Source organism: Burkholderia sp. Ed8, from assembly GCF_040761425.1.
GTDB classification, from domain to species: domain Bacteria; phylum Pseudomonadota; class Gammaproteobacteria; order Burkholderiales; family Burkholderiaceae; genus Burkholderia; species Burkholderia seminalis.
In genome coordinates, this window is sequence record NZ_CP142885.1 from 471,544 (window position 1) to 498,508 (window position 26,965).

Here is a 26,965-nt window from a genome sequence, read left to right on the forward strand (position 1 = left end):
GGTAACGACGATGGACGACCAGGAACGTTACGAAGCAGGGATGAAGGTGCGCCGCGCGGTGCTCGGCGACGCGCACGTCGACCGCTCGCTCGAGAACCGCACCGAGGTGACCGACGAATTCCAGAACCTGATCACGCGCTATGCATGGGGCGAGATCTGGACGCGCGACGGCCTGCCGCGCCATACGCGCAGCCTGCTGACCATCGCGATGATGGTCGCGCTGAACCGCGGCGAGGAACTGGCGCTGCACCTGCGCGCCGCGCGCAACAACGGCGTGACGCGCGACCAGATCAAGGAAGTGCTGCTGCAGACCGCGATCTATTGCGGCGTGCCGGCCGCGAATTCCGCGTTCCATCTCGCGGACAAGATCTTCAAGGAACAGGACGCGGCCGCGTAAGACGGCCGGTCAGGCGCGGCCGGCTGAGGGCGGCCGGCCGCCGTCGCGTGGCTTGCCATTAGCGGGTCGCGCGACGGGATCGATGAACGTGCCGGCAGAGCATCGGCACGCGGCGCACCGGATGGCCGGTGCGCGAACAAAGAAAGGGCACGGCTTCATGCCGTCTTGCTCGTACCTATATCCAGGAGACTCGCGATGAATCGCGCACCCGTGGTCGATGTCCAGACCTTCATCAACGAGCAGCCGTTCGGCGGCTTTCAATGGCTCGTGTTCCTCATGTGTTTCGTGATCGTGCTGCTCGACGGCTTCGATACGGCCGCGATCGGTTTCATCGCACCGTTGCTGCTCGGCGAATGGAACCTGACCAAACCCGATCTCGCCCCGGTGCTGAGTGCCGCGTTGTTCGGCCTCGCGTGCGGCGCGCTCGTGTCGGGCCCGCTGTCCGACCGGCTCGGGCGCCGCTCGCTGCTGCTCGGCTCGGTGTTCCTGTTCGGCGTCGCGTGCCTGATGTCCGCCTTCTCGAACACGATCGGGCATCTGACGATCCTGCGTTTCATCACCGGCGTCGGGCTCGGCGCGGCGATGCCGAACGCGGTCACGATGATGGGCGAGTTCTGCCCGGACAAGCGCCGCGCCACCGTGATCAACCTGATGTTCTGCGGCTTCCCGCTTGGCGCCGCGTTCGGCGGCTTCCTGGCCGCGTGGATGATTCCGCATTTCGGCTGGCGCAGCGTGCTGGTGCTCGGCGGCGTGACGCCGCTGCTGCTCGGCGTGCTGTTGCTGCTGAAGATGCCGGAATCGGTGCGCTTCATGGTCGCGAGCGGTCAGTCCATCGACAGGATCCGCGCCACGCTCGCGCGCATCTCGCGCGACGCGCTGAACGCCGGCTCGTTCGCGATGACCGAAGCCGCGCCGCAAACCGGCAGCAAGGGCCTCGGCGTCGTGCTGTCGCGCTCGTACATCGTCGGCTCGGTGATGCTGTGGCTCGCGTACTTCATGGGCCTCGTGATCTTCTACGCGTCGATCAACTGGATGCCGATCCTGCTGAAGGATGCGGGGCTGACGCCGAAGAGCGCGACGCTGATCTCGGCACTGTTCCCGCTCGGCGGCGTGGGCGCGGTGCTGTGCGGCGTGCTGATGGACCGCTTCAACGCGAACCGCGTGATCGCCGTGTGTTACGCGCTGACGGCGGTGAGCGTGTACGCGATCGGGCAGGCGGCCGGCAACGTTGGGCTGCTCGTGCTGATCGTGTTCGTGGCCGGCGTGCTGATGAACACCGCGCAATCGTCGATGCCGGCGCTGGCCGCCGCGTTCTATCCGACCGAAGGGCGCGGCACGGGCGTCGCGTGGATGCTCGGCGTCGGCCGCTTCGGCGGGATCGCGGGATCGTTCCTCGTCGCCGAACTGACGCGCCGGCACTTCTCGTTCGCGGGCGTGTTCGCGACGATCGCCGTTGCGGGCGTGCTCGCGTGCGTCGCGTTGCTGATCAAGCAGACGGCGCGGCCGCATGGCGTCGCGCAGCCGGCCGGCAAGATCGAGTCGCTCGGGCATTGAGCGACGCAAGGGCCGGTGCGTTGCGCCGGCCCCGCTTCCAGCGGCCCCGCTCGGGCCGCTATTCTTCCGCGTCGTGTTCCTTGACGAAATTGCGCAGATACGCGCGCAGTGCGGCCTCCCGGCCGCGATGATCGTCGTGGTTCGCGGCGCCCATCTCTTCCTCGTCGCCGAACAGTGTCGGCGGCGCGCAGTAAGTGCCGACTTCGATGTTCTCGCGCAGCACGCGGATATCGTGCGTGAGCGGGTGATACTCGGCGATCCAGTGCACGCCCTCGATGTGTTCGCCCGCCCTCAGCAGTGGCTTCATCGGCTTGTCTCCCGACAGCTGCGGCGCAACCGGCGAAGCGGTTGCGCGCGCCCGTACCAAAAGGGTACGCCTGCCTTGCGCGAATCTCAACGGGCGCGCCGTGAGCGCTTACTGCGGCAGCAGGTGCGCGACGAGCGGATACAGAGACAGGATCAGCAGCACGGCCATCGTCACGTTGAAGATGCGCAGCGCGCGGGGATTCGACAGGAAGCGGCGCAGGCCGAGGCCGAACGCGGCCCACAGGCAGATGCACGGGAAGCCGATCAGGATGAACACGACGGACATCCATGCGGCATTCATCCCGTAGTCGGCGGACAGGCGGACCGTCGTCGCGGCGGTCAGCACCATCATCCAGGCTTTCGGGTTGACCCACTGGAACGCGGCGGCTTCGACGAACGTCATCGGCCGCGGCTTGGCGCCGTGCGCCTTCACCTCGCCCGACGTGCCGATGCGCCACGCGAGGTACAGCAGGTACGCGACGCTGGCGGCCTCGAGGATCGTATACAGCAGCGGCAGGCGCTTGAACGCCTCGCCGAGGCCGAAGCCGACGCTGAGCATCAGGATCGCGACGCCCATGCTGATGCCGAACAGGTGCGGCATCGTGCGGCGGAAACCGAAGTTGACGCCGGATGCGAGCAGCATCGTGTTGTTCGGGCCGGGCGTGATCGACGTGACGAGCGCGAACAGCATGCCGGCGGGCAACGCGCTGAGGGTGAGGAATTCCATCGCGGATTCTCCATTTCTGTTCTGGACTGGGATGGAGGTCAGTTTAGCGACGGTTTTCTGTACAGTACCGGTACAGTTATGTGGATGGATGCCGGTACGGGGGGCTGCTTGGGGGCTCGGTGTGGTGCGTGTTTGTTGGCTCTCAGAAAAGATGTCCGCAGTCTCAATAAGTTGTCTTTGAATAATTGGCTACCTTTCATGCGTTGGGAATGTAACCCGTGTGGATAGGCAGAAAATGATTGGGGAATATTTTGCAATGACGGCCTACGACGCAATGTTTAGTCGATGGTGTCAGATCGATGTCGCCGCATTGACGACGCTCAATCGCCGTTTCACGTCACTTAATGCCCGGGTCCACCCCCTCTTTCTCAAACATGCTTTCGTGCCAATAGAACTGCTTTCCTTTTATCCATAAAAACTTTTTACTCTTAGACAAGACAGCTAACGGACGAAGAGGTATTTGATATCGCCAAAGCAAAGAAATCAAATCCCATAGTGAATCTCTGCTCAGTAGGCGAGCGTCAAGACAGACTTGAATTCCTCTTCCAACGCCAGTCACATCCTTCACGGGCCTTATATCCCTGAGCCCGGAAAAGAAGCGTGCCTCATCGCCGGGCGAATAAAATTTTGATAACTCAAAATCTATTTTCATTTGGTCTCTCCGTCTAACTATCGGCGCTTTCCGCCAGGGTAGACGTTCTCATAGCTACCATCCGGTGCTTGTACATCCCAGTGCGGCCCGCCGTGAGCGCCAGAGCCCCAACCGGTGGGAACCCATATATTACCGTCCGCATCAACCCAACCCGAGCCCCGACCATTAGATGACTTGCCCCACCTTGGACCTTTCTTGGGTTCACAAAATCCTTCTGCTTCGCCCGGTTTTCCCGGTGCCTTTGCGCCATTTGGATCGGATGCGTCCTTTGGTGGATCGCCCGCCGCAACGCTGACTGCCGCACAGGCCCACGGCATAATGATACAGACGGTTGGCGGAATGTTTACTTAAGGCCTTGACGATGGCGAGTTTGATGCCCCAGGGAACGGATCAACACCACCATTTTGTCGCCGCGGATAGCCAACTGGGCCGCCAGAAGCGGGAGGCACGGGCATCGGTATAGTCACCTGTAGCCCCGTCGAGTCAATGTACCGAGTTGGTTGTCCGCCCACATACGCGTACGTGTTAATGCCACCGGCTAGTCCGATGGGGTCCGATTGCAAGTAGCGCCCAATAGACAGATCGTAGTCCCGATACCAATTTTGAGCTAGTTCGGTTTCCGAATCGAAATACTGTCCCGGAAATGGGATGCTGCTCAGCGAAGTCTGAGTCGACGCCCAATTGGATCCTCTCCAGTTGACGTTCGCCCATGTCGTACCTTGTACCGCGACAGGGTTGCCGAAGGGATCAGACAGGTTATCCCACACAACGTTCGCTGAGGCATCGGTCATCTGACGGGGAGTGCTCAACTGATCGGTATGATGTAGTAAACAGCGGGAGTTGCCTTAGTCGAATCGACCATTGCCACTGGCGTATCGTCGAGCCAGATGTACTCTCGCAATGGAACACCCGCAGTATTTGCCTCCAGCAGAAGATGTCCCTCGCTGTTATAAACGAATTGGATTGTGTCTGCGCCGGCAACCTTCTGCACACGCTGCCCGAAAGCGTTGTAGAGGTACGCACCTACGGCCGTGCCGTTCAGGGATGCGCCGGCATTACGGCCGGCGGCGTTCACATTGAGCACATATGTGGCGCTGGAGTCTCGGAAATCCTGCGTTACTTGTCCACTCGCTCCGTACATAAAGGTACGTGAGCCACCTGCGGTGGTGGTTATCGAATTTAGCCTGTGGACCGGCCAACTTAAAGTCGCACTGGCAGCTGTGACGACCCTGAAGCCACATCGGCTGATGTTGGTCGCGACCGCTGGACTGTTCACATGTCGCGTGCAATCTAGCAAGGTTGAACCCATATGGCACGAGCAGTGTCGGCGGTGCAGGCCGCCGAAACGCCCGTTCATGGCGCCGCTGGCCGCCAAGTTCCATCGGGATGCCTAGGCAGGACCGTGACATTCCCAAAGACGACTTTTCTGAGAATTTCGGGGCCAAAGACACCTTTTCTGAGAGCCCACACGTGTTTGTAAAACCAGGAGATTCCGGTGCATCCCCCGATGTCGTTTTTATGGCCAGCATCTACTCCGACTACGCGGCTTCGTCAGGCCCCGGCCAGTGTGGACAGAGCCTTCTCCGATATTTCACCCAGAAAAATGATAGTTTCATATCCATAGATCATCTTTCATTGGGTGGAAGATTAAGTGGACAGACTGGAAGCAATGTCGATCGTGCTGCTCACGATCGAAAAAGGTAGCCTCACTGCGGCCGCGAAAGCCTTGAATATGCCGCTGCCGACCGTGAGCCGGAAGGTCACGGAACTCGAAGCGTATCTCGGCACGAAATTGCTGCATCGTTCAACGCGCAAGTTGACCTTGACCGATGCCGGCCAAGCATACGTCGCGTCTGCCAGACGCATCATGGAAGACATCGAGGAAACCGAACGCGCCGCGGCTGGCGAGTACACCACTCCACGGGGAGAGCTGGTGCTCACCGCGCCGGTGCTGTTCGGCCATGTGTACATCTTGCCCATCGTCACGGACTTCCTGGCTGCCTATCCCGAGATCAACGTCCGGTTGGTTCTCTCGGATCGGAACCTTCATCTCTACGATGACCACGTTGACATGGCAGTGCGCATCGGCACCCTGCCGGACAGCAACATGATTGCAACGCGTGTCGGCGCCATGGATACACTCGTGTGCGCTTCGCCGGCCCTGCTGGCTGCGCACGGCAAACCAAAACACCCGAGCGACCTGGAAAAGCTTCCGTGCGTTGTCTTCGCCGGCCCTTCCACCGCAACATGGTGGTTTCGGGATCCGTCGACCCAACGTGATTTCAACGTCAACATCACTCCGCGCCTGTCCGTGACCACCGCCGAGGCAGCGGTACAGGCGGCGCTCCGTCACACCGGTTTGACGAGGGTGTACCGCTACCACTGCGATGCCGCGCTCCGCACCGGGGAGCTTGTCCACGTCCTTCCGAAGTTCGATGTCGAGTCGATTCCTGTCAGTCTCGTCCACGGAGAGCGCGGGCTGTTGCCGCTCAAGATGAGAGTCTTCCTCGACTTCGCAACCGACCGGTTGCGCTCGGCGATGTCGGAGCTGGGTAAGGCCTGACGAGCGTTCGCTCCAAGGAGTGCGCTCTTTCCAATTCCTCAATACTTTCACTGGATGGAATGTCGGTTCTCGAAAATAGCCAATTATTGTTTTGGGTGGAAGTCACTACTATCTCTCCTACCGAAGCCACGGTGGCTCGGATTAACGGAGAAATCTCATGGCCCGCCTTGCAATCCCCTCGAAAGAAGCCGCTCCCGCCAAAGCGCAACCGATCCTCGCGAACTACGAGAAAGTTCTCGGTGTGATCCCGAACTTCTTCGCCCTGATCTCGCAATCTCCCGACGCACTGAAGGCGATCGCCGACATGCACGGCGCGCTCGGCAAGAGCCTCGGTCACAAGACCCGGGAGCGCATCCACGTGATGACCGCCGAAGTGAACGGCTGCAACTACTGCCTGTCGGCCCACACCTACCTCGGCGCCAAGCTGCAGGGGCTGACGCCGGAAGACATGGAGCTCAATCGCGACGGCCATTCGACCGATCCGAAGGCCGACGCCGCGCTGCAGTTCGCCTACAAGATCGCCATGTCGCGCGGTCACATCGAAGACGCGGATGTCGAAGCCGTACGTGCCGCGGGTTACACCGACGAGCAGATCGTCGACATCGTCGCCGAGACCGCGTTCAGCTTCATCACCAACCTCTTCAACAACACGTTCAAGACCGACATTGACGCGACGTTCCCGCCGCTTCGGACGCGGGCCCGTCAGGCCGCCTGAAGTCCGGGTGGTCCGGGCGTCCTATGAAGCGTCCGGCTGCCTGGCCTCGATGGCTGGCTGCTCCGTTCTGGCCACGCGCAATTCCCTATGCGCGCGTGGTTGGTCGGAACGCTTCTATTGATGCAATCCGCTGGATGGTCGCGCCTGGTAGCGAAGCAGCTTGGTCATCTCGGCGATGCCGACATCGCTGCAGTGAGGCATGCGGGCTACGACGACGCACCGAGCGTCGAAATCGTTGCACTCGCCGCCGTGAATGTCTTCACCCACGACCTCGACGAAGTGGCTAAAACCCACATCGACTTCCCCGTTGTGGCCGATCTGGCAGATCGACTGCATGTAGCAGAGACCCGATGAATCATGGACCATCCGCGCTTCGTTGATCCGCGTATAGCGAACGGACGAGCAAGAGTCATTTCAGATGCGACGTCTCAGTTCGCGTTTTCCAGGGTATTTGATGGCGCGATAAAGCGGGTATCAAAGCAGTGGCGGCCCGGGATGAGCGGCAGGAAGGCATTCCGCTACATGGAACGTGTGCTGAAGCCGGAACTCGACAAGCACCTGATCACGTTTCCGCTGATACGCCTCGGCGAAATGACCATGTACTGCGGATTGTTCGAGCAACGTGGCGCCACTGGCGGGCTGGATTTCTTCTTCTTCGTCTGTTCGTCGGCTGTGCGGCCGGAAGACGGTCTCATGTACCGGATCGAGGTTAGCCAGCATGCAATGCAACGGATCATTCAGCGGACGGGCCGAACCGGCGAGGACGAGATCCGCACGCGCCTCTATACCGCCATGGCAAATATCTATTGGTTGCAGCCGTGGATCTACCGGGACAAATGGTTGCAGTTGGGGCTCGCGTGCGAAGAAGGCGTATTTGTTGGCGAAGTGCGAGACGACTGCTACAGCATCAAGACGTTCATCCCGGCGATCGACAACGGCAGACCGTCGCGATGGCGCGATTTGCACGCCGACCTGTGGCCCCGGATCCAGCGACGCGTTCCCCGCGACAAGACGTACGAAGCGGATCAACGCTCGATTGGCGACTGGTACTTCTTCGCGGACGGGCTGACACGGCGTCATCCCTTTCTGCTGAGGCCTTATGTACCGGGACACGATTATCTCGACGCGGCATGGGCGAGTCGTCCGGTTTGATTCTGGAAATATCTGAAAGGTTAGCCGGAGCGTCACATGCCGCGCATGGAAAAAGGCCGTTCAATGCGTGCGATTCGCCCGCCGATGCCCTATGTCGCCCCGGAATCACCAGACGCCATCGGAAGCTGGCGACGAGACCTACTCCGGAGCGTGTTCCCTGCCTTCCTTCGAAAGTTCGAGCAACGCGGCCATGGCCCGCTTGTACGGCCCGAGATCGCCGTTTGCCGCCTGCAGGATGAGCGCTCCTTGCAGGCGAGCAACCCAGTCCTCCGCGAAATGCCGCGCCCGCGCCGGCGACATGCCACTTTCACGCGCCAGGGCTTCGATGGCGTCGATCCAGTGCGAAAACGCCAGCAACAAACCCTGTTTCGCAACCGAGCCGATGTTGGCCGTGGCGAGTTGACCGAGCACGCAGGGGGCGCGCCCACCGACGTACATCTGGTCCAGCGTGGCCACGATTTTGCGAATGCGGGCTTTCAGCGTGCCGGACGAGTGCGCCGCGTTCAGGATTTCGCTGTCGATTACCGCTGTCGCGCGCTCCAACACGGCCTCGGCCATCTGCTCCTTTCCCTCGGGGAAGTGGTGATAGAGGCTCGACTTGCCGAGACCGGTTGCGCGCGACAGATCGGCGATCGACGCCCCGTCGAAGCCGCGATCCCGGAACACCGTGAACAGCCGGTCAATGATTTCGTCTTTCGATGCCTGAGCGGTGGCCATAGATCTTTTCGCTTCCCAAAAAGTACTGATCGTTCGGTACAGGCGGAAGGGTAAGTTGCCTTGCTCGTTAAATCAACCTTGACGCCCATCATTCCCGGATGTACTGTACCGATCGTTCGGTACAGAAAACTCGGGCCGACGCCTCATTCCGTGATCCAGGAGATTTTCGATGTCCACACGCGTGACCTATCAAACCGCCTCCGTCGCCGATCGTCGTACCGGCTCGGCCCTCAATCTGTTCTACCGGGAAGCCGGCCAGAAGGACGCGCCCGCGGTGCTGCTGCTGCACGGTTTCCCGACTTCGAGCCATCAGTATCGCGGGCTGATCGAGCGTCTCGCCGACAAGTACCGGGTGATCGCGCCGGACCTGCCCGGTTTCGGTTTCTCCGACGCCCCGGAAGCGAAGGCGTTCGGCTACACCTTCGACCATCTCGCGGAAGTGATCGAGCGCTTTACCGACACGCTCGGCCTGACGCGCTACGCGCTGTACGTTTTCGATTACGGCGCGCCGGTGGGCTTCCGTCTGGCTGCGTCGCGCCCGGATCGCGTGTCCGCACTCGTCTCGCAGAATGGCAACGCGTACGAGGAAGGCCTGAGCGACGGCTGGAATCCGATGCGTGCATACTGGCAGAACCCGTCCGATGCGAACCGTGAGCAACTGCGCGGTTTCCTGACGGCCGGTACCACGCAGTTCCAGTACCGGCATGGCGAGGCGGATACGTCGCACATTGCGCCGGAGAGCTACACGCTCGACCAGCACTTCCTCGACCGCGCGGGTAACGACGAGATCCAGCTCGACCTGTTCGCCGACTACAAGGCGAACGTCGCGGCCTATCCGCGCTTCCACGAATACTTCCGCACGCATCGTCCGCCGACGCTGGCGGTGTGGGGCAAGAACGATCCGTTTTTCCTGCCGGCGGGAGCCGAGGCGTTCAAGCGCGATATCCCCGATGCCGAGGTGCATTTCGTCGATGGCGGTCATTTCCCGCTCGAGTCGCATCTGGACGAAGTGGCCGGCATCATTCGCGCATTCTTCGCGCGCACGCTGGACGTCGCACAAGGTCAGGCGCTGTTTGGCGGACTGGACGACGTGTCTGCGTCGGCGGAGGCCCAGCCGCTGTTCGACGCGATGCGCGGCGTATTCGGTTTCGTGCCGAATCTCGGCCACGCGCTTGCGGTCGAACCGCCTGTGCTGTCGGCTTACCTGCAGTGGCTCCATGCTCTCGGTGCGACGTCCCTCGATGCGGTGGCGCAGCAGGTCGCAATGGCGGCCGCGAGCCGCGTGAATGCCGCGGACTACGGCGTGGCCGTCCACGCGACGCTGGCCGGCAAGCTCGGTGTCGCCGCGGACGTGGTCGACGCATTGCGTACCGGCAGCGCGCTTGCCGATCCGAAGCTCGAAGCGGTGCGCCAGTTCGCGACAGCCATCGCATCGAAGCGCACGCAGGTATCGGATAGCGACGTGAACGCGCTGAAGGCGGCGGGCTTCGACCGCCGCGCGGCGGTGGCGATTGCGATGGCCGTGGCCGGCAAGACGCTCGTCAACACGGTCGCGCACCTGTCGAAGATCGAGATCGATGCGGGTTTCCTGCCGGACCCCGCTGCCTGACCTGCTGCGGCGGGGCGGCCGTAAATGGCCGCCCGGCAAGCAGCCTCGAGGATCGAGAGCATGTCGGGTAGTCAGCTCGACCGCGCGCGACGCGGCCGCGATGATCCCGGACACACGCCGGATCGTCTCGACGAGATCGCGTTGCTGGCGCATCTCGCTATCGACGGCGGGCCAGATGCGGCCCGCTGTCGGTTGACCGATCGCCGCCGCCGGCCCGACTTTTTCACGTCGGCCCGCCGGTCGCGCGTGCCTATTCGGTCTCCAGCGTCGACGCACCGGGAACGACGTGCGAGGGACCCGGTCGAAGCACGATCAACAGCGCACCTGCCGCCATCAGGCTCGATAGCGTATAGAGTGCCGGTGTCGTCGAATGGATCGTATCGTGGACCCAACCGATGAAATACGGGCTGACGAAGCCGGCGATCTGCCCGAGCGAATTGATCAGTGCGACTCCGGCCGCGGGTGGGCGATTGGGCAGCGACGACGTGAATGGCCAGAACATCGCGATGCCGGTCAGCGTGCCTGCGGTCGCCAGCGTCAGGCCGACGATCGACAGGATCATGTCGCCGCCCGCGCCGCCCGTGAGCAAGAGTCCCAGAAAGCCGATCAACAACGGCACCCCCAGATGCAGACGGCGCTCTTGGCGGAAGTCGGCGGAACGGCCGACGACGACCATCGAGATACTCGCCGCAAGATAGGGCACCGCGCTTGCGAGGCCGATCTGGCCCGGCTTCGTGACGCCGAGCGCGTGAATGATCGTCGGCAGCCAGAAGTTCATCGCGTAGGCGCCCATCTGGATGCAGAAGTACACGAAGCCGAGCGACAGGACTGTTCGGTCGAACAGCACATGGCTCGTCGAGCCTGTCGGGTGTGCGGGCAGGGCACGCGTGCGCGCGTCTCTGTCGAGATCCTCGCGGACCATCTGCTTTTCGGCATCAGTCAGCCAGGACACCTGTTCGACGCGATCACGCAGCACGAACAGCAGCAGGATGCCGAACAGGACGGTCGGCGCGCCCTGCAGCAGATAAAGCCACTGCCACGCGGACAGGCCGGCGCGACCGCCGGCGAAATAATCGAGCATCCAGCCGGACAACGGTCCGCCGACCGCGCCTGACACCGGAATCGAAACCAGAAACAGCGACAATACCCGGCCGCGATGCTTGGTCGAGAACCATTGCTCGAGATACAGCACGATGCTCGGAAAGAAGCCGGCTTCCGCCACGCCGGTCAGAAATCGCAGCGCATAGAACGATGCGGGTGTCTTCACCGACAGCAGGGCGGCCGACAGCGTGCCCCATGAAAGCATCAGGATGCACATCCAGCGGCGCGGCGACACGCGGCGCAATACCAGGCTGCTCGGCACGCCTGCACACACATATCCGACGAAGAATACGCCGGCTCCGATCCCGAACGCCGTGTTGCTCATTCGGAGTTGATCGAGCATCTGCAGCTTGGCAAAGCCGACGTTGATGCGATCGAGATAGTTGCACATGTAGCAGACGAACAGGATCGGGATGATGCGTAGCGTCGCGGTTCGATACGCGCGCTCGAGCGCGGCCGGCCGATGCGTCGGCGATGATGAAAAGGCGGGGGACATGTCGAATTCTCCGTGCAGGAAGCGGGCCGGAAGTGACCGGTTGCCGCGTGCATTCAGTGGCGTAGCGACGGAATCGCGTCGAGGATCTGCGGCGGGTACGCCGGACGGTCCGGCATCGCGTCTTGCGGCGGGTGGCGAAGCAGCAGCGACACCGCGTTTGCAGCCGCGCGCGCCTCGAGGTCGACCTCGAGGCCGGCCGGCAGGTCCATGTGCACCGGCAGGCCGATCTCGTACAGCACGGCCGGGCCGTCCCCCACGCGGGCACGGGTGAGCAGACCGGGAAAGCCGGTCAGTGCGCTCGCGTGCGCGGCCAGCAGCGGCGCGAGGTCGCCGCCTGCGAGGACCGTATCGAACCCGTCCGGCTCGACGATGAACCGCTCGATCGCCTGCTCGACCAGCAGATGCTCGAGCTGAACGTCCGGGTACTGCAACGCGGTCTCGGACACGATGTCGCGCCACATCCCCATCACGTCCAGGCGATCCGACCGGTCGACCGAGGTCAGGCGTCGTGAGCGAGCGCCGGCCAGCCTGAAGGCCCGGTGCGCGAGGCGACGGATGTCGCTCTCCGTATAGCGCTGCGTATACCAGCCCACGAGCTCGCGTTCGCCCGCGACGACGCCGCTCGTATGCGTGTTCTTCGTGCCGCGCGACGCATCGCCCAGAATCAGGCAATCCGTTGCGCGTGCATGCCGCGTGGACACGGGAGAAAACCGCTTCAGCTCGGCCGGGATGGAGATCGCATGAAGTTCGGTATGCAGCCCGGCTACCTTGGCGAATGCGGCGACGGCCGTCGCATGTCTCGCGCCGGGTGTGGCAAGCACGATGTCCGATTCGAAACAGGCCGAATACGCGCCGTCATCGGGCGTGCCCGCGTCGACGCACGTGTAGTCGAGCGCGCCGTTGCGCGACTTGAGATCGTCGAGCAGCGCGATCACGTGACGGACGAGCGGGGCGGCGCGATTCGCGCCGGGAATGATCAGGATATGCATGATGAGAGACCTGTGCCGTTGGCGGCATGCGTGACGATTGCTGCGTCACGCATGACGAAAGACCGAGGGGACTGGCGTGGGACGAAGGAGCGGCAGGGACGCCGATCGCCGGATAGGCGAGGGCGTGCTGCGTCACGCGCGCGGTACGCGCGTGACGAACCACTCCGGCCTTGGCGATGCAAGGCAGGGTGCGACCGCGACGGCAGTCGATTGGAAAATCAGGCGAGGGCGGCCGATTCCCGGACGAGGCCGGGCTGTTCCGCGAAGTAGTGGTCGAAGCGGTGCATGCTCGCGTCGTCGCGGAAGCTGTAGGTCTTCAGAAGCCAGCGCTTGAGCGCGTCTTCGTGATCGTTGACCTCGATCAGTTCGCGGTTGTGGAGCGCATCCTGATTCGCGAACGAGAACAAGTCGCCGGTGCGGATCTGCACGCGTTCCTTGTTGGCTTTCACGATCGCGTTTTTCAGCGACAGCAGTGCGTCGATTGCGCCGAGCGGCGCGCCCGGGGCGTAGGTGGTACGCGTGTCGTAATAACGGAAGCTGTGCGCGTTCTCGAGGATCACGTGCCGGTCCGACACCGTCTGATTCAGGTTCGAATCACGGGAGTATTCGTCGTACGGCGTGATGAAGTGCGGTTCGCGCAACAAGGCCTGATGCGCCTCGCTGATGTGATCGAGCAGCGCGCGGCCGTCGAGGAAGCCCGTGTAGATGCGATTGGCGTCGTTGCAACGCATGCCGAGCAGGCTGAGGTAGTCGGCCCGCACCGGGTGAGCCGTGCGGTCGTTGTGGAAGAACAGTTCGCCGTCCGTTTTCTGCGTCTGGGTCTGGCTATATTTCTTGTGGGCGTAGACGTCGTGGAAGAAGTCGCCGTTGTTGCGGGTCTGGTACGCGAGCAGCGGGGTCCGCGTCAGTTGGGCGAACAACTCGAGCAGCGCCTCGCCCACGTAGGACTTCTTCTTCGCGTACTTGTCCTGGACCGGATCATTCTGATCGAAGACCGGAATCGTGTCGTCGAGCGGGACATTGCGCAGCAGATGCGCGTAGCGCTTCTGGCCGGTTCGTTCGTTGCGGATGGTTTCGCAGACGTTCAGAAAGAAGACCGGAATGCTGCCGTTCTCGACCAAGGCGCCGATACCGCGATGAAACCCCGAGTAATCCTGGTAGGGGCTTTTATCGATTTTTCGTAGCGCGGTCGATAGGTCGCTTTTTTCTTGGTCGGAAAATTCAAACGTCGACTTCATAATATCCTCGATAAGGTAAGAAACTTCAACGCGAATTTCCAGCCCGGCCGGGCGGGAACACTACATCGCGCCCGGCATGAGGGTTCATGACGGGCACCGAATTCTTTGTTTCCGTATTCGAGAATTTCTGGTCGCAGGCGAGCCGGTTCCTTGCCAACGGAACGTTCTCCTGGCGACAGGCGTGCAAAAGCAGTCTGTTTTTAAACAAACATTGAATATTTAAATTTGATAATTTAAGGACTGCTTTTTAATGGAATCGTAAAGTTTCGATCCGTTTGATGGTCTTCATCTGGTTTATCTCTCAGGTTCTATTGTGGGTGGTTGGTGCGCAACGACGTGGCGCGCTTTATTGGAGTTCAGACTATCACCGGATTGCTGGAGACGTTACTCGAACATTTGTGGGCGTTGAATTGTTTCCAATGGGAAACTCTTGAACCGAATCGGCGCGACGAAAAGTCGTACGCATGCCTGATCGACGAGCGACCCGGACGGGCGAATGCGAGGAAGGGGGGATTGAGGCGGGGCTGCGAGACAGGGAAGCGCGAGGCAGCGCGGCGCCAATCGACGCGCGACGGGCGTCGATTGGCCGGCGCGTGACTAGTTGCCGAGCGCGCGCATTTCCGTCGCGAAGAAGCGGGTGAGATCCTGAACGAACATCCGGACACGAGGCGACAGGAAATTGTCTTCGCGATACAGCACGTAGGCCGTGCGCACTTCGGACGCCCAGTTCGGCAGCAGCTGAACCAGCTCGTTGCTGGCGATGGCGTCCCGCACGACGTAGCGCGGCAGGTAGGCGACGCCGACGCCGGCGACGGCCGCGTTCAGCAGCGCGACGCTGTTGTTCGAGCGCAGGATGCAGCGCACGCGCGTCTCGAGCTGGCGCTTGCCCTGCCGCAACTGCAGCGCGGTCGTGTGCGCGGGGCCGCGAAACAGCAGGAACGGGTGTCGAGCGAGATCTTCCGGGCGCGTGACCGGCGGGTGTGCGGCGATGTAATCCGGTGACGCATAGATGCCCCAATGGATGTCGGTCAACGCGTGCGTGTTGGTGCCCGGCTGCTCCGGGTTGTCGCGGCTGATCACGATCGCGACGTCGATGTTCTGCTCGCCGAGGTCGACCATCCGGTCGGTCAGCTCGAGGTCGACCTGGACGTGGATGTTGTTCGAGATGAAACGGCACAGCGTCGGCACGATCGCGTGATTGCCGAAGGTCATCGGCGCGACGACACGGAGATTGCCGATCGGCTCTTCGTGATACTGGCGCACGAACGCGTCGGCGCCGCGCACTTCCGCGAGCAATCGCGAACAGTACGCGTAATAGGTGCGCCCGACCTCCGTGACTTCGATACGCCGGGTCGTACGTTTCAGCAGCGTGACCCCGAGCCCGGTTTCCAGCCGGCTGATCTCCTTGCTGACGGCCGACTTGGACAGGCCGAGCACTTTCGCCGCCTCCGTGTAGCTCAACGTGTCGACGATCTTCGCGAAGATCGCCATCGAATTCAGTTGATCGAGCTGATTCACTTCGTTTCTCCATGGAAACAAACGCTCGAAATATAAACGATTTGTTTTCGACTGTATGCGTGCCGTGTTACTTTTTTTTGCATACGACGGCGATGCATTCATCGAGGCCGCGCCGATATCCCAATGCCAGAAAAAGGGTGAGCATGAACCACGGACAAACATTGAGCCAGAAGGTATTGGCGAAGGCGAGCGGTCGGACGCATATCACGCCCGGAGAGGTGATCTGGGCCAAGGTGGACATCCTGATGTCGCACGACCCGTGTTCGCCGGGCGTGATCAGCATCTTCAAGAAGGAGTTCGGCGCCGACGCGCGCGTATGGGATCCGGCGCGCTTCGTGATGATCCCGGATCACTTCATCTATACGGCCGACGTGCTTGCCAACCAGAACGTCCGCGTGATGCGGGAGTTCGCGCGCGAGCAGCAGATCAAGCATTTCTATGATGTCGGGACGCCGAAGTATCGCGGCGTCTGCCATATCGGCCTCGCGGAAGGCGGCCACAACCGGCCGGGCGAAGTGTTGCTCGGCACCGATTCGCACACGGTCACGTCGGGTGCGTTCGGCACCTTCGCGGTCGGCCTCGGGATCACGGACGCCGCATTCGCGCTCGGCACGGGCGAGATCCCGTTGAAGGTACCCGACACGATCCGCGTCAACTTTCACGGCGAACTGCCGCGCCATGTCCTCGCGAAAGACCTGATTCTCGCCGTGCTCGGCGAACTGACGATCGACGGGGCGACGTATCAGGCGATCGAGTTCGGCGGTGAAGTCACCGATGCGCTGTCGGTCGAAGAGCGGATGACACTCTGCAACATGGTCGTGGAATGCGGCGCGAAGAACGGGATCATGGTGCCGAATCAGGCAACGCTCGACTATCTCGCCGCGCGTAACGACATCCCGTTCGAGGTCATCACGCCCGACGCGAATGCACGGTATGCGCGCGTACTCGACATCGACGTATCGAAGCTGCAGCCCCTCGTCGCGAAACCGCATTCGCCGGACAACGTCGACAGCGTCGACAACGTCGGCGATATCCGGATCGAGCAGGCGTACATCGGTTCGTGCACGGGCGGCAAGCTCGAGGATTTCGTCGCCGCTGCGAAGGTGCTGAAAGGACGCAAGGTCGCCGTGCCGACTTTTGCCGTGCCGGCGACGAAGGAAGTCTTCCATGGCATCGTGACGACCCAGATCGGCGACACGTCGATCTACTCGATCCTGACCGATTCGGGCGTCACGCTTTCATCCGAGCCGAGTTGCGCGGCATGTTGCGGCGGCCCGGTCGACACGTTCGGCCGCGTCAACGAACCGCTGTCGGTGGCGTCCACCACCAACCGGAACTTCGTCGGCCGCATGGGCAACAAGCGCGCCAACATCTACCTCGGTTCCCCCTATACGGTGGCCGCGGCCGCGGTGGCCGGCCGGCTCGTCAATCCCAACGCATTTTTGTGAGACCCGACAGATGACCGAAAAAACGATTCGGGGCATGGCCTACGTGCTCGGCGACAACATCGATACCGACCAGATCCTGACGGCCGAGTATCTGAAGATCAATCCGTCGAGCGCGGAAGGGTATGCTCAACTCGCGTCGCTCGCGATGTGCGGGCTGCCGGAAGGTTCGATCCCGTTCATCGATCCGGCGCTTGGCAAGTCGCCGTACAGCATCGTCGTTGCCGGGCAGAACTTCGGCTGCGGCTCGTCGCGCGAGCATGCGGTGGTCACGCTCGGCGCGGCCGGTGTCAGGGCCGTGATCGCGCAGTCGTACGCACGGATCTTCTTCCGCAATTGCGTATCGACGGGGCAATTGCTGCCGGTCGCGTCGAAAGAACGGCTGTGCGAGCGGATCAGGACCGGCGACATCATCGAGATCTCGGTCGACGATCAGGTCGTCCGGATCGACGACGGCCAGCCGGGTGCGCCGATCGAGCCGGTCGGCGAGCTCGCCAACATCGTCGATGCGGGCGGATTGTTCGCCTACGCGCGCCTGGTGGGCAAGATTCCGGCGCGCGTGCCGGAAACTGCCTGATCCATCCATCCATCCGTCCGGGCCGTCGGCCCGGCGGATCGCCGGCCGTCTGTCGATGCATCCGCACGACAGACGGCCGTTTTCGTTTGACGGTTCGGGTTTCGGTTGGTGCGCGTGCGCTCGAACAGGCGTGATGCGTGTGGTGGGGGCCACCTGGCCACGCCGCCGACGGGTTCAACGGACGGACGTCGCGGACGGCAACGACGTCGTCAGCAGCGCGTTGACGTTCGCGAGTTCGGCGTCGGTCAACTGTCCGGCGGCACGGGAGAGTTCGAGCCAGTGCAGCATGTAGTCGTAGCGGGCGCGGCTGAATGCGGTGCGCGACCGATACTGCTTGTCCTCGGCGATGAGCACGTCGGTGCTGGTGCGATCGCCGATCTCGTAGGCAGTCTTCGCGGATCGGGTCGAGGTCCGGGTCGAGACGACCGCCGAGCGCAGCGCCGCGATCATGTCTCTCCCGTTGAGCAACGACAGATACGTCTGCCGTGCATCGAGGACCGCGTTTTCGCGTGCATCGAGCAACGCGTTGCCGGCGCGGCTTTCGAGCGCGAGCGTTTCGCGCTTGCGACTCTGCACGTAGCCGCCGGTGAAGATCGGGATCGTGATCTGCACGCCGATCACCGACGAGTTGCCGGCGCCGCCCGCGACACCGATGCCGTTCTGGCTGGGCAGTGTCGCCGAGTACATGTATCGCGAGTTGCCCTGGCTGCTGTGGTTGAAGGTGGCGATCAGATCGACTGTCGGCAGGTCGGCGGACTGCGCGCGGCGGGTTTCGCGGCTGGCCATCTCGCTGTCGATCTCGCAAGTGGCGACGTCGAGGTTGCGTTGCCGCGCAAGCGTGGTCCACTGGTCGAGATCGGCCGCGGCGAGCGGCGATACCGACGCATCGTCGGGCAATGCGGCCAGCGAACCGACCGGATGGCCGACCAGCTTGTTCAGGCGTTCGGTGCGGATCTGATAGTCGTTCAGCGCGCCGGCTCGCTCGGCCCGCGCGAGGTCAAGCGCGGCACGCGCCTGATCGAGATCCACGACGGTCTGCGTGCCCGCGTCGAAGGCGGCCTGGGCGATCTTGAGCTGCTCATCGAGTGCCGCCTCGTGCGCGCGCGAAAACGCGAGCTGATCCTGCGCTTGCAGCACGTCGAAGTACGCGCGCGCGACGTCGATCATCAGGGCTTGCCTGGCCTTCTCGAACACGATCTCGCTGCGCGCGACCTTCAGCTTGCCGATCTCGTAACCCTGCCAGTCGCCCCAGTGGAACACCGGTACGACGAGCGACGCGCCATAGCCATTGGTCGTGTATTCCTGGCGAGGCAGGTCGGACACGCTCGCCCAGGTCGATCCGACGCCAAGCGCCGCCTGCAGGCGCGGCAACAGCGCCGCGCGTGCCTGCGGCAACGCCTCGACGCCCGCCGCTCGCTGAGCGCGCGCGGCGGCGTAACCAGGATCGCTCGCCTGCGCGTCCTGCCACGCGCTCATCAGGTCGGTCGCATACGCGGCTTGCGCGCACGCGCCCAGCACGAGCAGCGCGCAGGCTTTCAGGGATGTCGAGAGTCGTCCGGTCATGCGATGAGGCCTCCTGAGCGTCGACCGTTCGAGGGCCGTTTGCTCCGGACTCTAACGCAGAACGGACAGCCTGCAGCGCCTGCCGAGCGTTGACTCCCTGGCGAAATGATTGTCCTCTGAGAGAAACAATCGACGTGCTGACGATCCAATTGTTCGAAGGAAAACGGGTGCGTGCTATCTTGGCCCTGCATCGAAAGCCGGGCCCGTCGCGTCGCGTTGGCCTGATGCCGCCGGCGGAATCCGAATCCGTACGCAACCGTTAGAACAGGACAGAAAAATGACAACGTTCAGCCTTACTTCGCCGGAATTCGCCGAGCAGGGCAAGCTCGCCAAGGCACACGAGTACAACGATTTCGGCGGTGACGGCGACAACCGATCGCCGGCCTTGCGCTGGATTGGCGTGCCCGCCGGCACGCGGAGTCTCGCGATCACGCTGTACGATCCGGACGCGCCGACGGGCAGCGGGTTCTGGCATTGGGTTGCGTTCGACATTCCTCCGGATACCGAAGGATTGTCCGCCAACAGCGGCGCGAAGGATGGCCGCCTGCTGCCGGCCGGCGCGATCCAGAGCACGAACGACTACGGCGTTCAAGGCTTCGGCGGCGCATGCCCGCCGCCGGGCGCGGAACCGCATCGATACGTGTTCACCCTGCACGCGTTGTCCGTCGAAAAGCTGGGTATCGACGGGACCACGCCGAACGCGGTCGCCCGGTTCCTGATTCACGCGAACACGATCGACAGCGCGTCGACGACCGCCTACTACGGACGTTGAGCGCCCGGGCCTCGATCGCACGGAATCCAACCAGAGAAAAAGGGGAAGCACGATGCGTCGCGAATCGTGGGTAGCGCTCCACGTCGATTCGGCCCGGGCGGCGTGGAAGCGTGCGTTGCCCGTGGTCGCCATCATCGTCGCGATCCTGGCGGTAGGCTGGTGGTGGCTGAAGCGGCCAGCCAGCAAGCAGGCGTTCATCAATGCCACCGTCATCGTCGTGCGCGCACCGATTGCGGGGACGTTGTCGTTCGTCCCCGGTGTCGAGGTCGGCAATTTGGCGAAAGCGTCGCAGCCGGTCGCGACGATTGCCGGCGACCTGTCGAACCCGCGTGCATCGGAGTTGCGGGTGCTCGAGCAGCAACTGAAGGTGCAGAGCAGCGATCTCGCGCAACGCGAGCGCAGCCTCGCCTTGCGGATCGCGGATCGGCAACAGCAGCAGGATCAGTACCGCAGCGAAAGCCGCAGTCAGCAGACGCTGCAGGCGCGCTACGCGGGCGCGCAGATCGCGCAGGCGCATGCGGAGCTTTCTCGCCTCGATGCAATGTCGGCGTTGTCGGAAGCCGACATGCGCCGCGCCACCGCGTTGTTCGAGAAAGGCTACCTGAGTCGCGCCGGATACGACCGCAGCATCGCGAATGCGCGGGTGAGCGTCGCGCAGGTGCAGGCGCAGCGCGCACAGGTCAGCCAGAGCGAGGCCACGTACGCCGCGGCACGCGTCGGCCTGCAACTCGACGGACCGCGCGCGCTGAGCGAGCCCGAACAGCGCAACCGGCAACTGGAACTGGAACTCGTCGATCTGCGTCAGCAGTTGCAGGAAACGAAGGCACTCGGCGCGTCGACGAACGAGGAGCTGGCCCGCGTCAGCGCCGAATACGCGCGTCAGCGCATGGCAACGCTCGTCGCGGACCGGCCGAGCGTCGTCTGGTCGCTCGATGCGCAGAGCGGCGAAGCGCTGACCGCGGGGGCGCCGATCATGCAACTGATCGACTGCAACGACGTGTGGGTCGATGCGTTTTTCGACGAATCGGACGTGCGCGACCTGAAGGTCGGCGCGCCGGTCAAGGTGTCGCTGTCGCACGATGCGCGACATTGGACGGGGGTGATCGAGACGGTCCGGTCAGGCTCCGGCCGCGTGACGGTTGGCCAGTACGTCGCGGCACCGCCGCCCGAAATCGCTCGCCGGCAACTGCCGGTCAAGGTGGTCACGGTGCGTGTGCGGGTCGACTGGAAGCGGGCGTTGCAGCCGAGCCAGTACTGCCTGGCCGGCCGCAGCGTCGAGGTGAGCATCTGACGCGCATGTCGCGGCGACGGCGAGTCGCCGCGCTGCCCACGACTTCAACCAGAGGAGACTGGATTCATGTTACCCAACGCACATGCCGCGCAGGTCTTGAAAAACGGTGGCGTATTGATGGTGCCCACCGACACGAACTATGCGTTCGCGGCGGATCCCTGGAACGAGCGCGCCTGCGCGCGTCTGTACGAGATCAAGAAGCGCGACGTCAAGAAGCCGCTGACGCTTTTCGTGTCCGACCCGCAGGAGCTGTGGGCATATGCGAGTCTCGAAGCGGAGCAGGCCGATACGGTGCGCATGCTGATGGAACGGTTCTGGCCGGGGCCGCTGAATTTCGTGTTGCCGAAGTCGGCACGCGCGCCGGATCACCGCTACCTGAAGGAGGATTCCATCTCGGTCGTCTGCAACCGGAATCCGGTGCTGAACGAACTGATCGGAACGTTCGGACGGCCGCTCGCGATGACCTCCGCGAATCTCTCGGGCGTCGAGCACGATTGCCTGATCGACTACGATCTCGCCACGCGGACCTTTCCCGATGCGGTCGACTTCATTGTCCCGCCGGCGCCCGGCAAGCCGACGACGACGAAATCGAGCACGATCGTATCGTTGCTCGACGGTACGCTGAAAGTCCTGCGCCAGGGCGACATCGTGATCGCCTAGCGATTGCGCGCGACGATGAGCGATCCGGTCCCGACTCCGCCGCCCGGCCTCCGCGACATCCGGTTGTTCGTGCTGTACCGGGTCGTCTCGCGGTTGTACTTCCATTTGCCGGTGCTGTTCCTCCACCTTTACCTGGTGGAACTCGGGTTGTATCGCGTGATTGCACTGCTGGCCATTTACGGGCTGGTGACGACCGTCACGTCGGGGCTCGGCGGAAAGCTGCTCGGCGTGATGTCGGAAAAAAAGTCGTGGCGGCCGGCGAAACCATGAAGGCAGGCGGAATCGTGCTGTTGCTCGCCGGCACGCGGCTCGCGGATGTCGACATGAACCTGCTGGTGCTGGCGCAGATCGTCGGCGGCACCGGATTCAGCGTCGCGTTGTCGACGGATTCAAGCCTGCTGCGCACGCTGGCGGGCGCGGCCGGCGACGCGACGCTGTTCATGCGCACGCAGACGCGCTCGCAAAGCCAGATGTTCATCGCGACGCTGGTGGCCGGATCGACCGGCAGCATCCTGTTCGACTATCAGCCGTTCTGGCCGTTCTATGCGTCACTCGCGGCAAGCATCGCGTCGACGCTGCTGGTGCTGATGATTCGCGAGCCGCGGGCCGAGCCGCGGCCGGCAACGGAAGCGGCGACCGAGGCGGCCGTGCTCGACCCGAGACAGCGTTTCTGGATGGGCTTTTACTCGTTGTCGCGCGCGTTCACCCTCGCTCCGTTCGTCGGTTTCCTGCCGTTCTATTTCATCATGGTCGATGTCGATCCGCTTCTGTTCGGCGCCGTGCTCGGCCTGTTTACGCTGTCTGCGTTCGCGACTTCACTGGCCGTGAACGGATTCATTGCACGCTTCGGCGTGAAAGCGCTGATGATCGCGACGCTCGCCTGCATGTTCAGCTCCATGCTCGTGCTCGGGTGCAGCGACGTGCTGGCCTACCACGGCATCGACTATTTCGTGTCGGGGCTGGTCGGCATCAGCCTGCTTGGTCTCGGCTCGGGCGGCGTGCGGCCGGCGACGATGGCGAATCTCGACCTGTCGGCGCTCGACCCGCTTGCGCGGGTCGCGATGTTTGCGCGCATGGAACGCAACTTCGGGGTGGCCAACGGGATATTGCTCGCGATCGGTGCCTATCTGCTCGCCGATGCCGGCTTTCAGGCACTGATGCTGTGGTTGAGCGGCCTGTACCTGCTTGCGCTGGGTGCGCTGTTTCATGCGAACCGGGCGGTCGACACCGGCGAGGCCACACCTTGAGTCATGCGCGCGTGCCCGTCAGGGGCGATATCGACCGGCGGGCGCACCGCATGCGAACGGCGCTCGCCGCGTGCATGCGGTGGCTTGGTGCGATGTCGATCGCGGCGACCGGCTGTCTGACGCTGACGGGCTGTGCCGACACGCCGGCCGATTCGACGGCGACGTATCGCAGCGATGCGCGCACGCTGGAGGTCGCGTCGATCGGCAGTTTCCATATCGGCGGACATGCGGCAGAGCTGTCCGGCCTGCCGTCGCGCAGCATCGTATTCTCGCCCGGGGCGCCGCCGACCGTCGTCGACCCGAACGGCACGTTCGAAGTCGGCCAGATGTATGTGCAGTACGTGAAGCTCGCCCATCCGCGCAAGGCGTTGCCCGTGTTGTTGTGGCACGGCGGCGGCCTGACCGGCGTGAACTGGGAGACGACGCCGGACGGGCGCGACGGCTGGCAGATGGCCTTCCTGCGCGCGGGCTACGACGTGTATGTCAGCGATGCCGTGGAGCGCGGGCGGGCGTCGTGGGCGCGTTACCCGGATCTCTATCCGGACGAGCCGTTCTTCCGGTCGAAGCGGGAAGCATGGCTGCTCTTCAGGATCGGGCCGTCCTATTCGGATACGCCGGCGTCGCGCGCGGCCTACCCGGAGTCGCAGTTTCCGGTCGACGCTTTCGATGCGTTCAGCAAGCAGTTCGTGCCGCGCTGGGCCACCAACGACGCATTGACCCAGGCCGCCTACGACGCGCTCGTGCAGCGCGTATGCCCGTGAGTCGTCATCGCGCACAGCCAGGCCGCGAATTTTGCGTTCGTGGCCGCATTGCACGCACCCGACAAGATCCGCGCCATCGTCGCGCTCGAGCCGACCGGTATGCCCGACACGAAACAGGCCGACCTGCACGCAATCGCCGCGATCCCGCAATTGTTCGTATGGGGTGACAACCTGGACGGATCGGCGTTCTGGCGTGGTTTGACCCGCGTGTCGTTGCGCTACGAGCGGGCGCTGGCGGAGCAGGGCGGGCGATTGGAAACGCTGTCGCTGCCGGCGCACGGTATCCATGGCAACTCCCACATGCTGATGCTGGACCGCAATTCCGACCGGATCGCCGCGATGGTGCAGGCATGGCTTGCCGTACGCCTGCCCCACGCCGACCCGTAAGCGACCGCCGCCGACAGCGTGGACTGTCCGGCGCCACCGATGACCGAATGCAACCGAGGAGCACTTATGGAAGATACGTTTCGACTGACGGGGAAGGTGTTGTACCTGACTCGCGATCCGGACACGATCGATGCGCAGTTCGCGGGGCGCGCGCTGACGCGGCAGGAGGCCGGTGCGTTGCGCGATGACGTGTCGACCGACGAGATCACGCCGGTCACCGTCATGCTGACCTACGACGAGCGGCTCGGCGAGTTTCCGTACGTCGGCTTCAAGGCGGGCGGCCGCTTACCGATCGGGAATCACGCGGTGCATGACGGCGGCTTCCAGGTGACCGTGGCCGGCAAGCGATACGGCAAGGGCTCGTCGCGCGAATCGGCACCGCTGGCCGAACTGTCGGCCGGCATCCGCCTGATCGTCGCGGAAAGCTTCGAGCGGATCTACCAGCAGAACTGCGACAACATCGGCATCCTCACCACGACCGATTTCTCCGTGCTGGACCGCCTGCTCGCGGGTGAAGCGATCCCGATCGACGTGTTCCTGCAGGGCCGGGATGCGCTCACGCAACGGATTATCCGCAGCGGCGGGCTGCTCGCCTACAGCAAGACCGTCCGATGGCCGAACGCGGACGAGCGCACCGTGCCGGCCGACGGGGGCGCGGGCGCGGGCGCAGCGCACGGGCCGCGTACGCTCGTCGAGAAGATTCTCTCACGCCACCTTCATCCGGAAATGCAGGGGGCATCGCGAGGAGACGGCGTTTTCGTCGCCGCGGACTGGCGCTTCAGCCACGACTACTTCACCGGCATGTGTGCGTATCTGATGCACCGAGCGTTCGGCAAACCGGCGCAGCTGCACGATCCGGACCGCATCATCGCGTTCCACGATCATCTCGCACTTGCGCGGCAGAGCATTCCGCACGTGAGAGACGGGCTGCTGCCCGGGATCGCGAATCTCGTCGCCGGGCACAGCGAATTCGCACGCGATTACCCGGTGCGCGCACACGGTGCGTTGCCGGACGCGCCCGGCTCGGAAGGCATTTGCCATTCGATGATGGCGGAGCAGTACGCGTTGCCGGGGCAGATCGTCGCGGGCACCGATTCGCATACGCCGCACGCGGGTGCGTTGGGTAGCCTGGCATTCGGCGCCGGCGCCACCGAGATCGCCAACAGTTGGGTCACGGGTTATGTTCGCTGCCGGATTCCGGAAACGTTGCGGATCGAGGTTGACGGCGCGCTGCGTCCCGGCGTGACGGCGAAAGACATCGTGCTCTATCTGCTGCAGATGGACGAGATCCGCTCCGGCGGCGCGATTGGCCTGGTATTTGAATACGGCGGTTCAGCCGTGCGCGCGTTGCCGGTCGACGAGCGCGCGACGCTGACGAACATGGTCGCCGAACTGGGCGGGTTCACGGGGATCGTCGAACCCGATGCACGGACCGTTGCGTTCCTGAAAGAACGTCGCGGCGTGGACTTCGTGCTCGAGCCGTGGATGAGAAGCGACCCCGATGCCGTCTACCGCGACGTGATCCACATCGATGCGCGCGAGATCGAGCCGATGCTGGCGCGGCCGGGCGACCCGAGCAACGGTGTCGCGGTGAGCGGGCTGGTCGATAACGTCGCGATCGACGTGGCTTACGGCGGATCGTGCACGGCCGGCAAGCAGGCGGACTTCGACTTTTATCACGAAGTGCTGCGGTGGGGCGTCGATCGCGGCATGCGCGTGGCACCGACGACACGCTTGTTCCTGCAGTTCGGCACGATGCACGTGCGCGAATACTGCGCGGAACGCGGCTATCTTCCCACGTTCGAGCAGGCCGGCGTGACGCTCGTGATGCCGGGCTGCGGTGCGTGCGCGAACTGCGGGCCGGGTCAATCAGCCACCAAGGACGATGTGACGATCAGTGCGATCAACCGCAATTTTCCGGGGCGCTCCGGCCCCGGGGACGTATGGCTGGCCAGTCCGTACACGGTTGCCGCGAGCGCGCTGGCCGGCCGTATCGTGACGTTCGAAGCGCTGCGCGCGCTGCACGCCGCGTGAGCAAAGCGGCTTCTTCGCGGTTGAAGCGTGCGGTTTCGACGGGGGCGTTGAACGCCGGCATCGAGTCGACCGTGGATCGCGCGATGGTGTGGGTACGGCTGGGTGCGTGTATGCCGGTATGCCAGGCGGCCGCGCAGCGCCGCCATGAAATGGTGGAGATCCATGGGAGGCGTTGCGTTGCGAGTGAGGTCGGGATTAGACGCAACCGGCACTCGATCGGGGTTACCGCCCGCCATGTCGTCGTGAGGCGGCGAACATACGCGCGTGAGGATTTGCTGTCGCGATACCGAACCGGCGGGCGGCGCGCGTAACGCATCGCGATTCGAACGCATGATTGACAGGCCGCACGAGGTTGACTAGATTCACCCCATGAACGCACGTTTCGTCACGACCACCACGACCGCCAACGGCGGGCCGGGGGGAGGTTGCACGTCGTAGATTCATGCGTCACATCATCCCCAGGAGCCCCGCCGGCAACGGACGGGGCTTTTTTC

General features: G+C 63.4%; 29 protein-coding genes. 17 read left to right on the forward strand and 12 right to left on the reverse strand.

Going from position 1 to position 26,965, the window contains the following annotated elements; translation table 11 throughout:
- Positions 1 to 10 precede the first annotated feature (10 nt).
- The gene (gene pcaC, locus VXM69_RS02190; RefSeq protein ID WP_034189743.1) at positions 11 to 397 is read left to right on the forward strand and encodes a 4-carboxymuconolactone decarboxylase; all 387 of its coding nucleotides are present in this window, start codon (positions 11 to 13) and stop codon (positions 395 to 397) included.
- 195 nt (positions 398 to 592) lie between these two features.
- Complete coding sequence (locus VXM69_RS02195) at positions 593 to 1,951, forward strand: MFS transporter (protein ID WP_367188906.1); 1,359 nt, start codon at positions 593 to 595, stop codon at positions 1,949 to 1,951.
- Between the two features lie 58 nt (positions 1,952 to 2,009).
- On the opposite strand, the gene VXM69_RS02200 is transcribed toward VXM69_RS02195, so the two are convergent.
- The 6 genes from VXM69_RS02200 to VXM69_RS02225 form a co-directional block, all read right to left on the reverse strand.
- On the reverse strand, positions 2,010 to 2,258 hold the full coding sequence (locus VXM69_RS02200) for a hypothetical protein (protein WP_034189741.1): 249 nt from the start codon (positions 2,256 to 2,258) through the stop codon (positions 2,010 to 2,012).
- 108 nt (positions 2,259 to 2,366) lie between these two features.
- Complete coding sequence (locus VXM69_RS02205; protein WP_049029386.1) at positions 2,367 to 2,984, reverse strand: LysE family translocator; 618 nt, start codon at positions 2,982 to 2,984, stop codon at positions 2,367 to 2,369.
- A 337-nt stretch (positions 2,985 to 3,321) separates the two neighbouring features.
- Positions 3,322 to 3,636: a hypothetical protein gene (locus VXM69_RS02210; RefSeq protein WP_367188907.1), complete on the reverse strand. Its 315-nt coding sequence runs from the start codon at positions 3,634 to 3,636 to the stop codon at positions 3,322 to 3,324.
- Between the two features lie 17 nt (positions 3,637 to 3,653).
- Complete coding sequence (locus VXM69_RS02215) at positions 3,654 to 3,953, reverse strand: polymorphic toxin type 37 domain-containing protein (protein ID WP_226252436.1); 300 nt, start codon at positions 3,951 to 3,953, stop codon at positions 3,654 to 3,656.
- 30 nt (positions 3,954 to 3,983) lie between these two features.
- On the reverse strand, positions 3,984 to 4,427 hold the full coding sequence (locus VXM69_RS02220) for an RHS repeat-associated core domain-containing protein (RefSeq protein WP_226252435.1): 444 nt from the start codon (positions 4,425 to 4,427) through the stop codon (positions 3,984 to 3,986).
- Between the two features lie 14 nt (positions 4,428 to 4,441).
- Positions 4,442 to 4,711, reverse strand: a complete 270-nt coding sequence (locus VXM69_RS02225; protein ID WP_367188909.1) for a hypothetical protein — start codon at positions 4,709 to 4,711, stop codon at positions 4,442 to 4,444.
- A gap of 576 nt (positions 4,712 to 5,287) precedes the next feature.
- On the opposite strand from VXM69_RS02225, the gene VXM69_RS02230 reads away from it, so the two are divergent.
- The 4 genes from VXM69_RS02230 (at position 5,288) to VXM69_RS02245 (ending at position 8,066) form a co-directional block, all read left to right on the forward strand.
- A complete protein-coding gene (locus tag VXM69_RS02230) occupies positions 5,288 to 6,199 on the forward strand; it encodes a LysR substrate-binding domain-containing protein (RefSeq protein ID WP_124670728.1) in 912 nt (303 codons plus the stop codon).
- A gap of 157 nt (positions 6,200 to 6,356) precedes the next feature.
- Entirely contained in the window at positions 6,357 to 6,914 is a 558-nt protein-coding gene (locus VXM69_RS02235; RefSeq protein ID WP_069705952.1) for a carboxymuconolactone decarboxylase family protein, read from the forward strand.
- Between the two features lie 117 nt (positions 6,915 to 7,031).
- On the forward strand, positions 7,032 to 7,268 hold the full coding sequence (locus tag VXM69_RS02240) for a hypothetical protein (RefSeq protein WP_367188910.1): 237 nt from the start codon (positions 7,032 to 7,034) through the stop codon (positions 7,266 to 7,268).
- Between the two features lie 3 nt (positions 7,269 to 7,271).
- Positions 7,272 to 8,066, forward strand: coding sequence for a hypothetical protein (locus tag VXM69_RS02245; RefSeq protein WP_124609194.1), 795 nt, complete (start codon positions 7,272 to 7,274; stop codon positions 8,064 to 8,066).
- 138 nt (positions 8,067 to 8,204) lie between these two features.
- On the opposite strand, the gene VXM69_RS02250 is transcribed toward VXM69_RS02245, so the two are convergent.
- On the reverse strand, positions 8,205 to 8,783 hold the full coding sequence (locus VXM69_RS02250; protein WP_034189735.1) for a TetR/AcrR family transcriptional regulator: 579 nt from the start codon (positions 8,781 to 8,783) through the stop codon (positions 8,205 to 8,207).
- A 169-nt stretch (positions 8,784 to 8,952) separates the two neighbouring features.
- On the opposite strand from VXM69_RS02250, the gene VXM69_RS02255 reads away from it, so the two are divergent.
- Complete coding sequence (locus tag VXM69_RS02255) at positions 8,953 to 10,392, forward strand: alpha/beta fold hydrolase (RefSeq protein ID WP_367188911.1); 1,440 nt, start codon at positions 8,953 to 8,955, stop codon at positions 10,390 to 10,392.
- Positions 10,393 to 10,642: 250 nt separating this feature from the next.
- Here the strand turns inward: VXM69_RS02255 and VXM69_RS02260 are convergent, their stop codons facing one another.
- The 4 genes from VXM69_RS02260 to VXM69_RS02275 form a co-directional block, all read right to left on the reverse strand.
- Positions 10,643 to 11,989 (reverse strand): MFS transporter, encoded by a 1,347-nt coding sequence (locus tag VXM69_RS02260; protein ID WP_367188912.1) that lies wholly within the window; start codon positions 11,987 to 11,989, stop codon positions 10,643 to 10,645.
- A 53-nt stretch (positions 11,990 to 12,042) separates the two neighbouring features.
- Entirely contained in the window at positions 12,043 to 12,978 is a 936-nt protein-coding gene (locus VXM69_RS02265) for an isocitrate/isopropylmalate family dehydrogenase (RefSeq protein WP_049033750.1), read from the reverse strand.
- A gap of 218 nt (positions 12,979 to 13,196) precedes the next feature.
- A complete protein-coding gene (locus VXM69_RS02270) occupies positions 13,197 to 14,099 on the reverse strand; it encodes a TauD/TfdA family dioxygenase (protein WP_226227098.1) in 903 nt (300 codons plus the stop codon).
- A gap of 714 nt (positions 14,100 to 14,813) precedes the next feature.
- The gene (locus VXM69_RS02275; protein ID WP_034189731.1) at positions 14,814 to 15,734 is read right to left on the reverse strand and encodes a LysR family transcriptional regulator; all 921 of its coding nucleotides are present in this window, start codon (positions 15,732 to 15,734) and stop codon (positions 14,814 to 14,816) included.
- Positions 15,735 to 15,877: 143 nt separating this feature from the next.
- On the opposite strand from VXM69_RS02275, the gene VXM69_RS02280 reads away from it, so the two are divergent.
- Together VXM69_RS02280 and VXM69_RS02285 are read left to right on the forward strand one after the other, a co-directional pair.
- Entirely contained in the window at positions 15,878 to 17,182 is a 1,305-nt protein-coding gene (locus VXM69_RS02280; protein WP_367188913.1) for an aconitase/3-isopropylmalate dehydratase large subunit family protein, read from the forward strand.
- A 10-nt stretch (positions 17,183 to 17,192) separates the two neighbouring features.
- The gene (locus tag VXM69_RS02285) at positions 17,193 to 17,756 is read left to right on the forward strand and encodes a 3-isopropylmalate dehydratase (RefSeq protein WP_049033752.1); all 564 of its coding nucleotides are present in this window, start codon (positions 17,193 to 17,195) and stop codon (positions 17,754 to 17,756) included.
- A gap of 174 nt (positions 17,757 to 17,930) precedes the next feature.
- Here VXM69_RS02285 and VXM69_RS02290 read toward each other — a convergent pair whose 3' ends face one another.
- The gene (locus VXM69_RS02290; protein WP_034189728.1) at positions 17,931 to 19,319 is read right to left on the reverse strand and encodes a TolC family outer membrane protein; all 1,389 of its coding nucleotides are present in this window, start codon (positions 19,317 to 19,319) and stop codon (positions 17,931 to 17,933) included.
- A gap of 277 nt (positions 19,320 to 19,596) precedes the next feature.
- Between VXM69_RS02290 and VXM69_RS02295 the strand changes: the two genes are divergently transcribed.
- From VXM69_RS02295 to VXM69_RS02330, 8 genes are all read left to right on the forward strand, one after another.
- Entirely contained in the window at positions 19,597 to 20,091 is a 495-nt protein-coding gene (locus tag VXM69_RS02295; protein ID WP_034189727.1) for a YbhB/YbcL family Raf kinase inhibitor-like protein, read from the forward strand.
- A gap of 52 nt (positions 20,092 to 20,143) precedes the next feature.
- The gene (locus VXM69_RS02300) at positions 20,144 to 21,382 is read left to right on the forward strand and encodes an HlyD family efflux transporter periplasmic adaptor subunit (RefSeq protein WP_049033755.1); all 1,239 of its coding nucleotides are present in this window, start codon (positions 20,144 to 20,146) and stop codon (positions 21,380 to 21,382) included.
- Positions 21,383 to 21,448: 66 nt separating this feature from the next.
- Positions 21,449 to 22,042: an L-threonylcarbamoyladenylate synthase gene (locus VXM69_RS02305; protein WP_367188915.1), complete on the forward strand. Its 594-nt coding sequence runs from the start codon at positions 21,449 to 21,451 to the stop codon at positions 22,040 to 22,042.
- A 15-nt stretch (positions 22,043 to 22,057) separates the two neighbouring features.
- The gene (locus tag VXM69_RS02310; RefSeq protein WP_367188916.1) at positions 22,058 to 22,312 is read left to right on the forward strand and encodes a hypothetical protein; all 255 of its coding nucleotides are present in this window, start codon (positions 22,058 to 22,060) and stop codon (positions 22,310 to 22,312) included.
- Complete coding sequence (locus VXM69_RS02315) at positions 22,309 to 23,289, forward strand: MFS transporter (protein ID WP_367188917.1); 981 nt, start codon at positions 22,309 to 22,311, stop codon at positions 23,287 to 23,289. The genes VXM69_RS02310 and VXM69_RS02315 overlap by 4 nt, the downstream gene beginning before the upstream one ends.
- Before the next feature lie 50 nt (positions 23,290 to 23,339).
- Positions 23,340 to 24,050 carry a hypothetical protein gene (locus VXM69_RS02320; RefSeq protein WP_367188918.1) on the forward strand — a complete coding sequence of 237 codons (711 nt, stop codon included), beginning with the start codon at positions 23,340 to 23,342 and terminating at the stop codon, positions 24,048 to 24,050.
- Between the two features lie 39 nt (positions 24,051 to 24,089).
- Positions 24,090 to 24,437 carry a hypothetical protein gene (locus VXM69_RS02325; protein WP_367188919.1) on the forward strand — a complete coding sequence of 116 codons (348 nt, stop codon included), beginning with the start codon at positions 24,090 to 24,092 and terminating at the stop codon, positions 24,435 to 24,437.
- A gap of 66 nt (positions 24,438 to 24,503) precedes the next feature.
- Positions 24,504 to 26,471, forward strand: coding sequence for an aconitase family protein (locus VXM69_RS02330; RefSeq protein WP_367188920.1), 1,968 nt, complete (start codon positions 24,504 to 24,506; stop codon positions 26,469 to 26,471).
- The last annotated feature ends 494 nt before the right edge of the window (positions 26,472 to 26,965 follow it).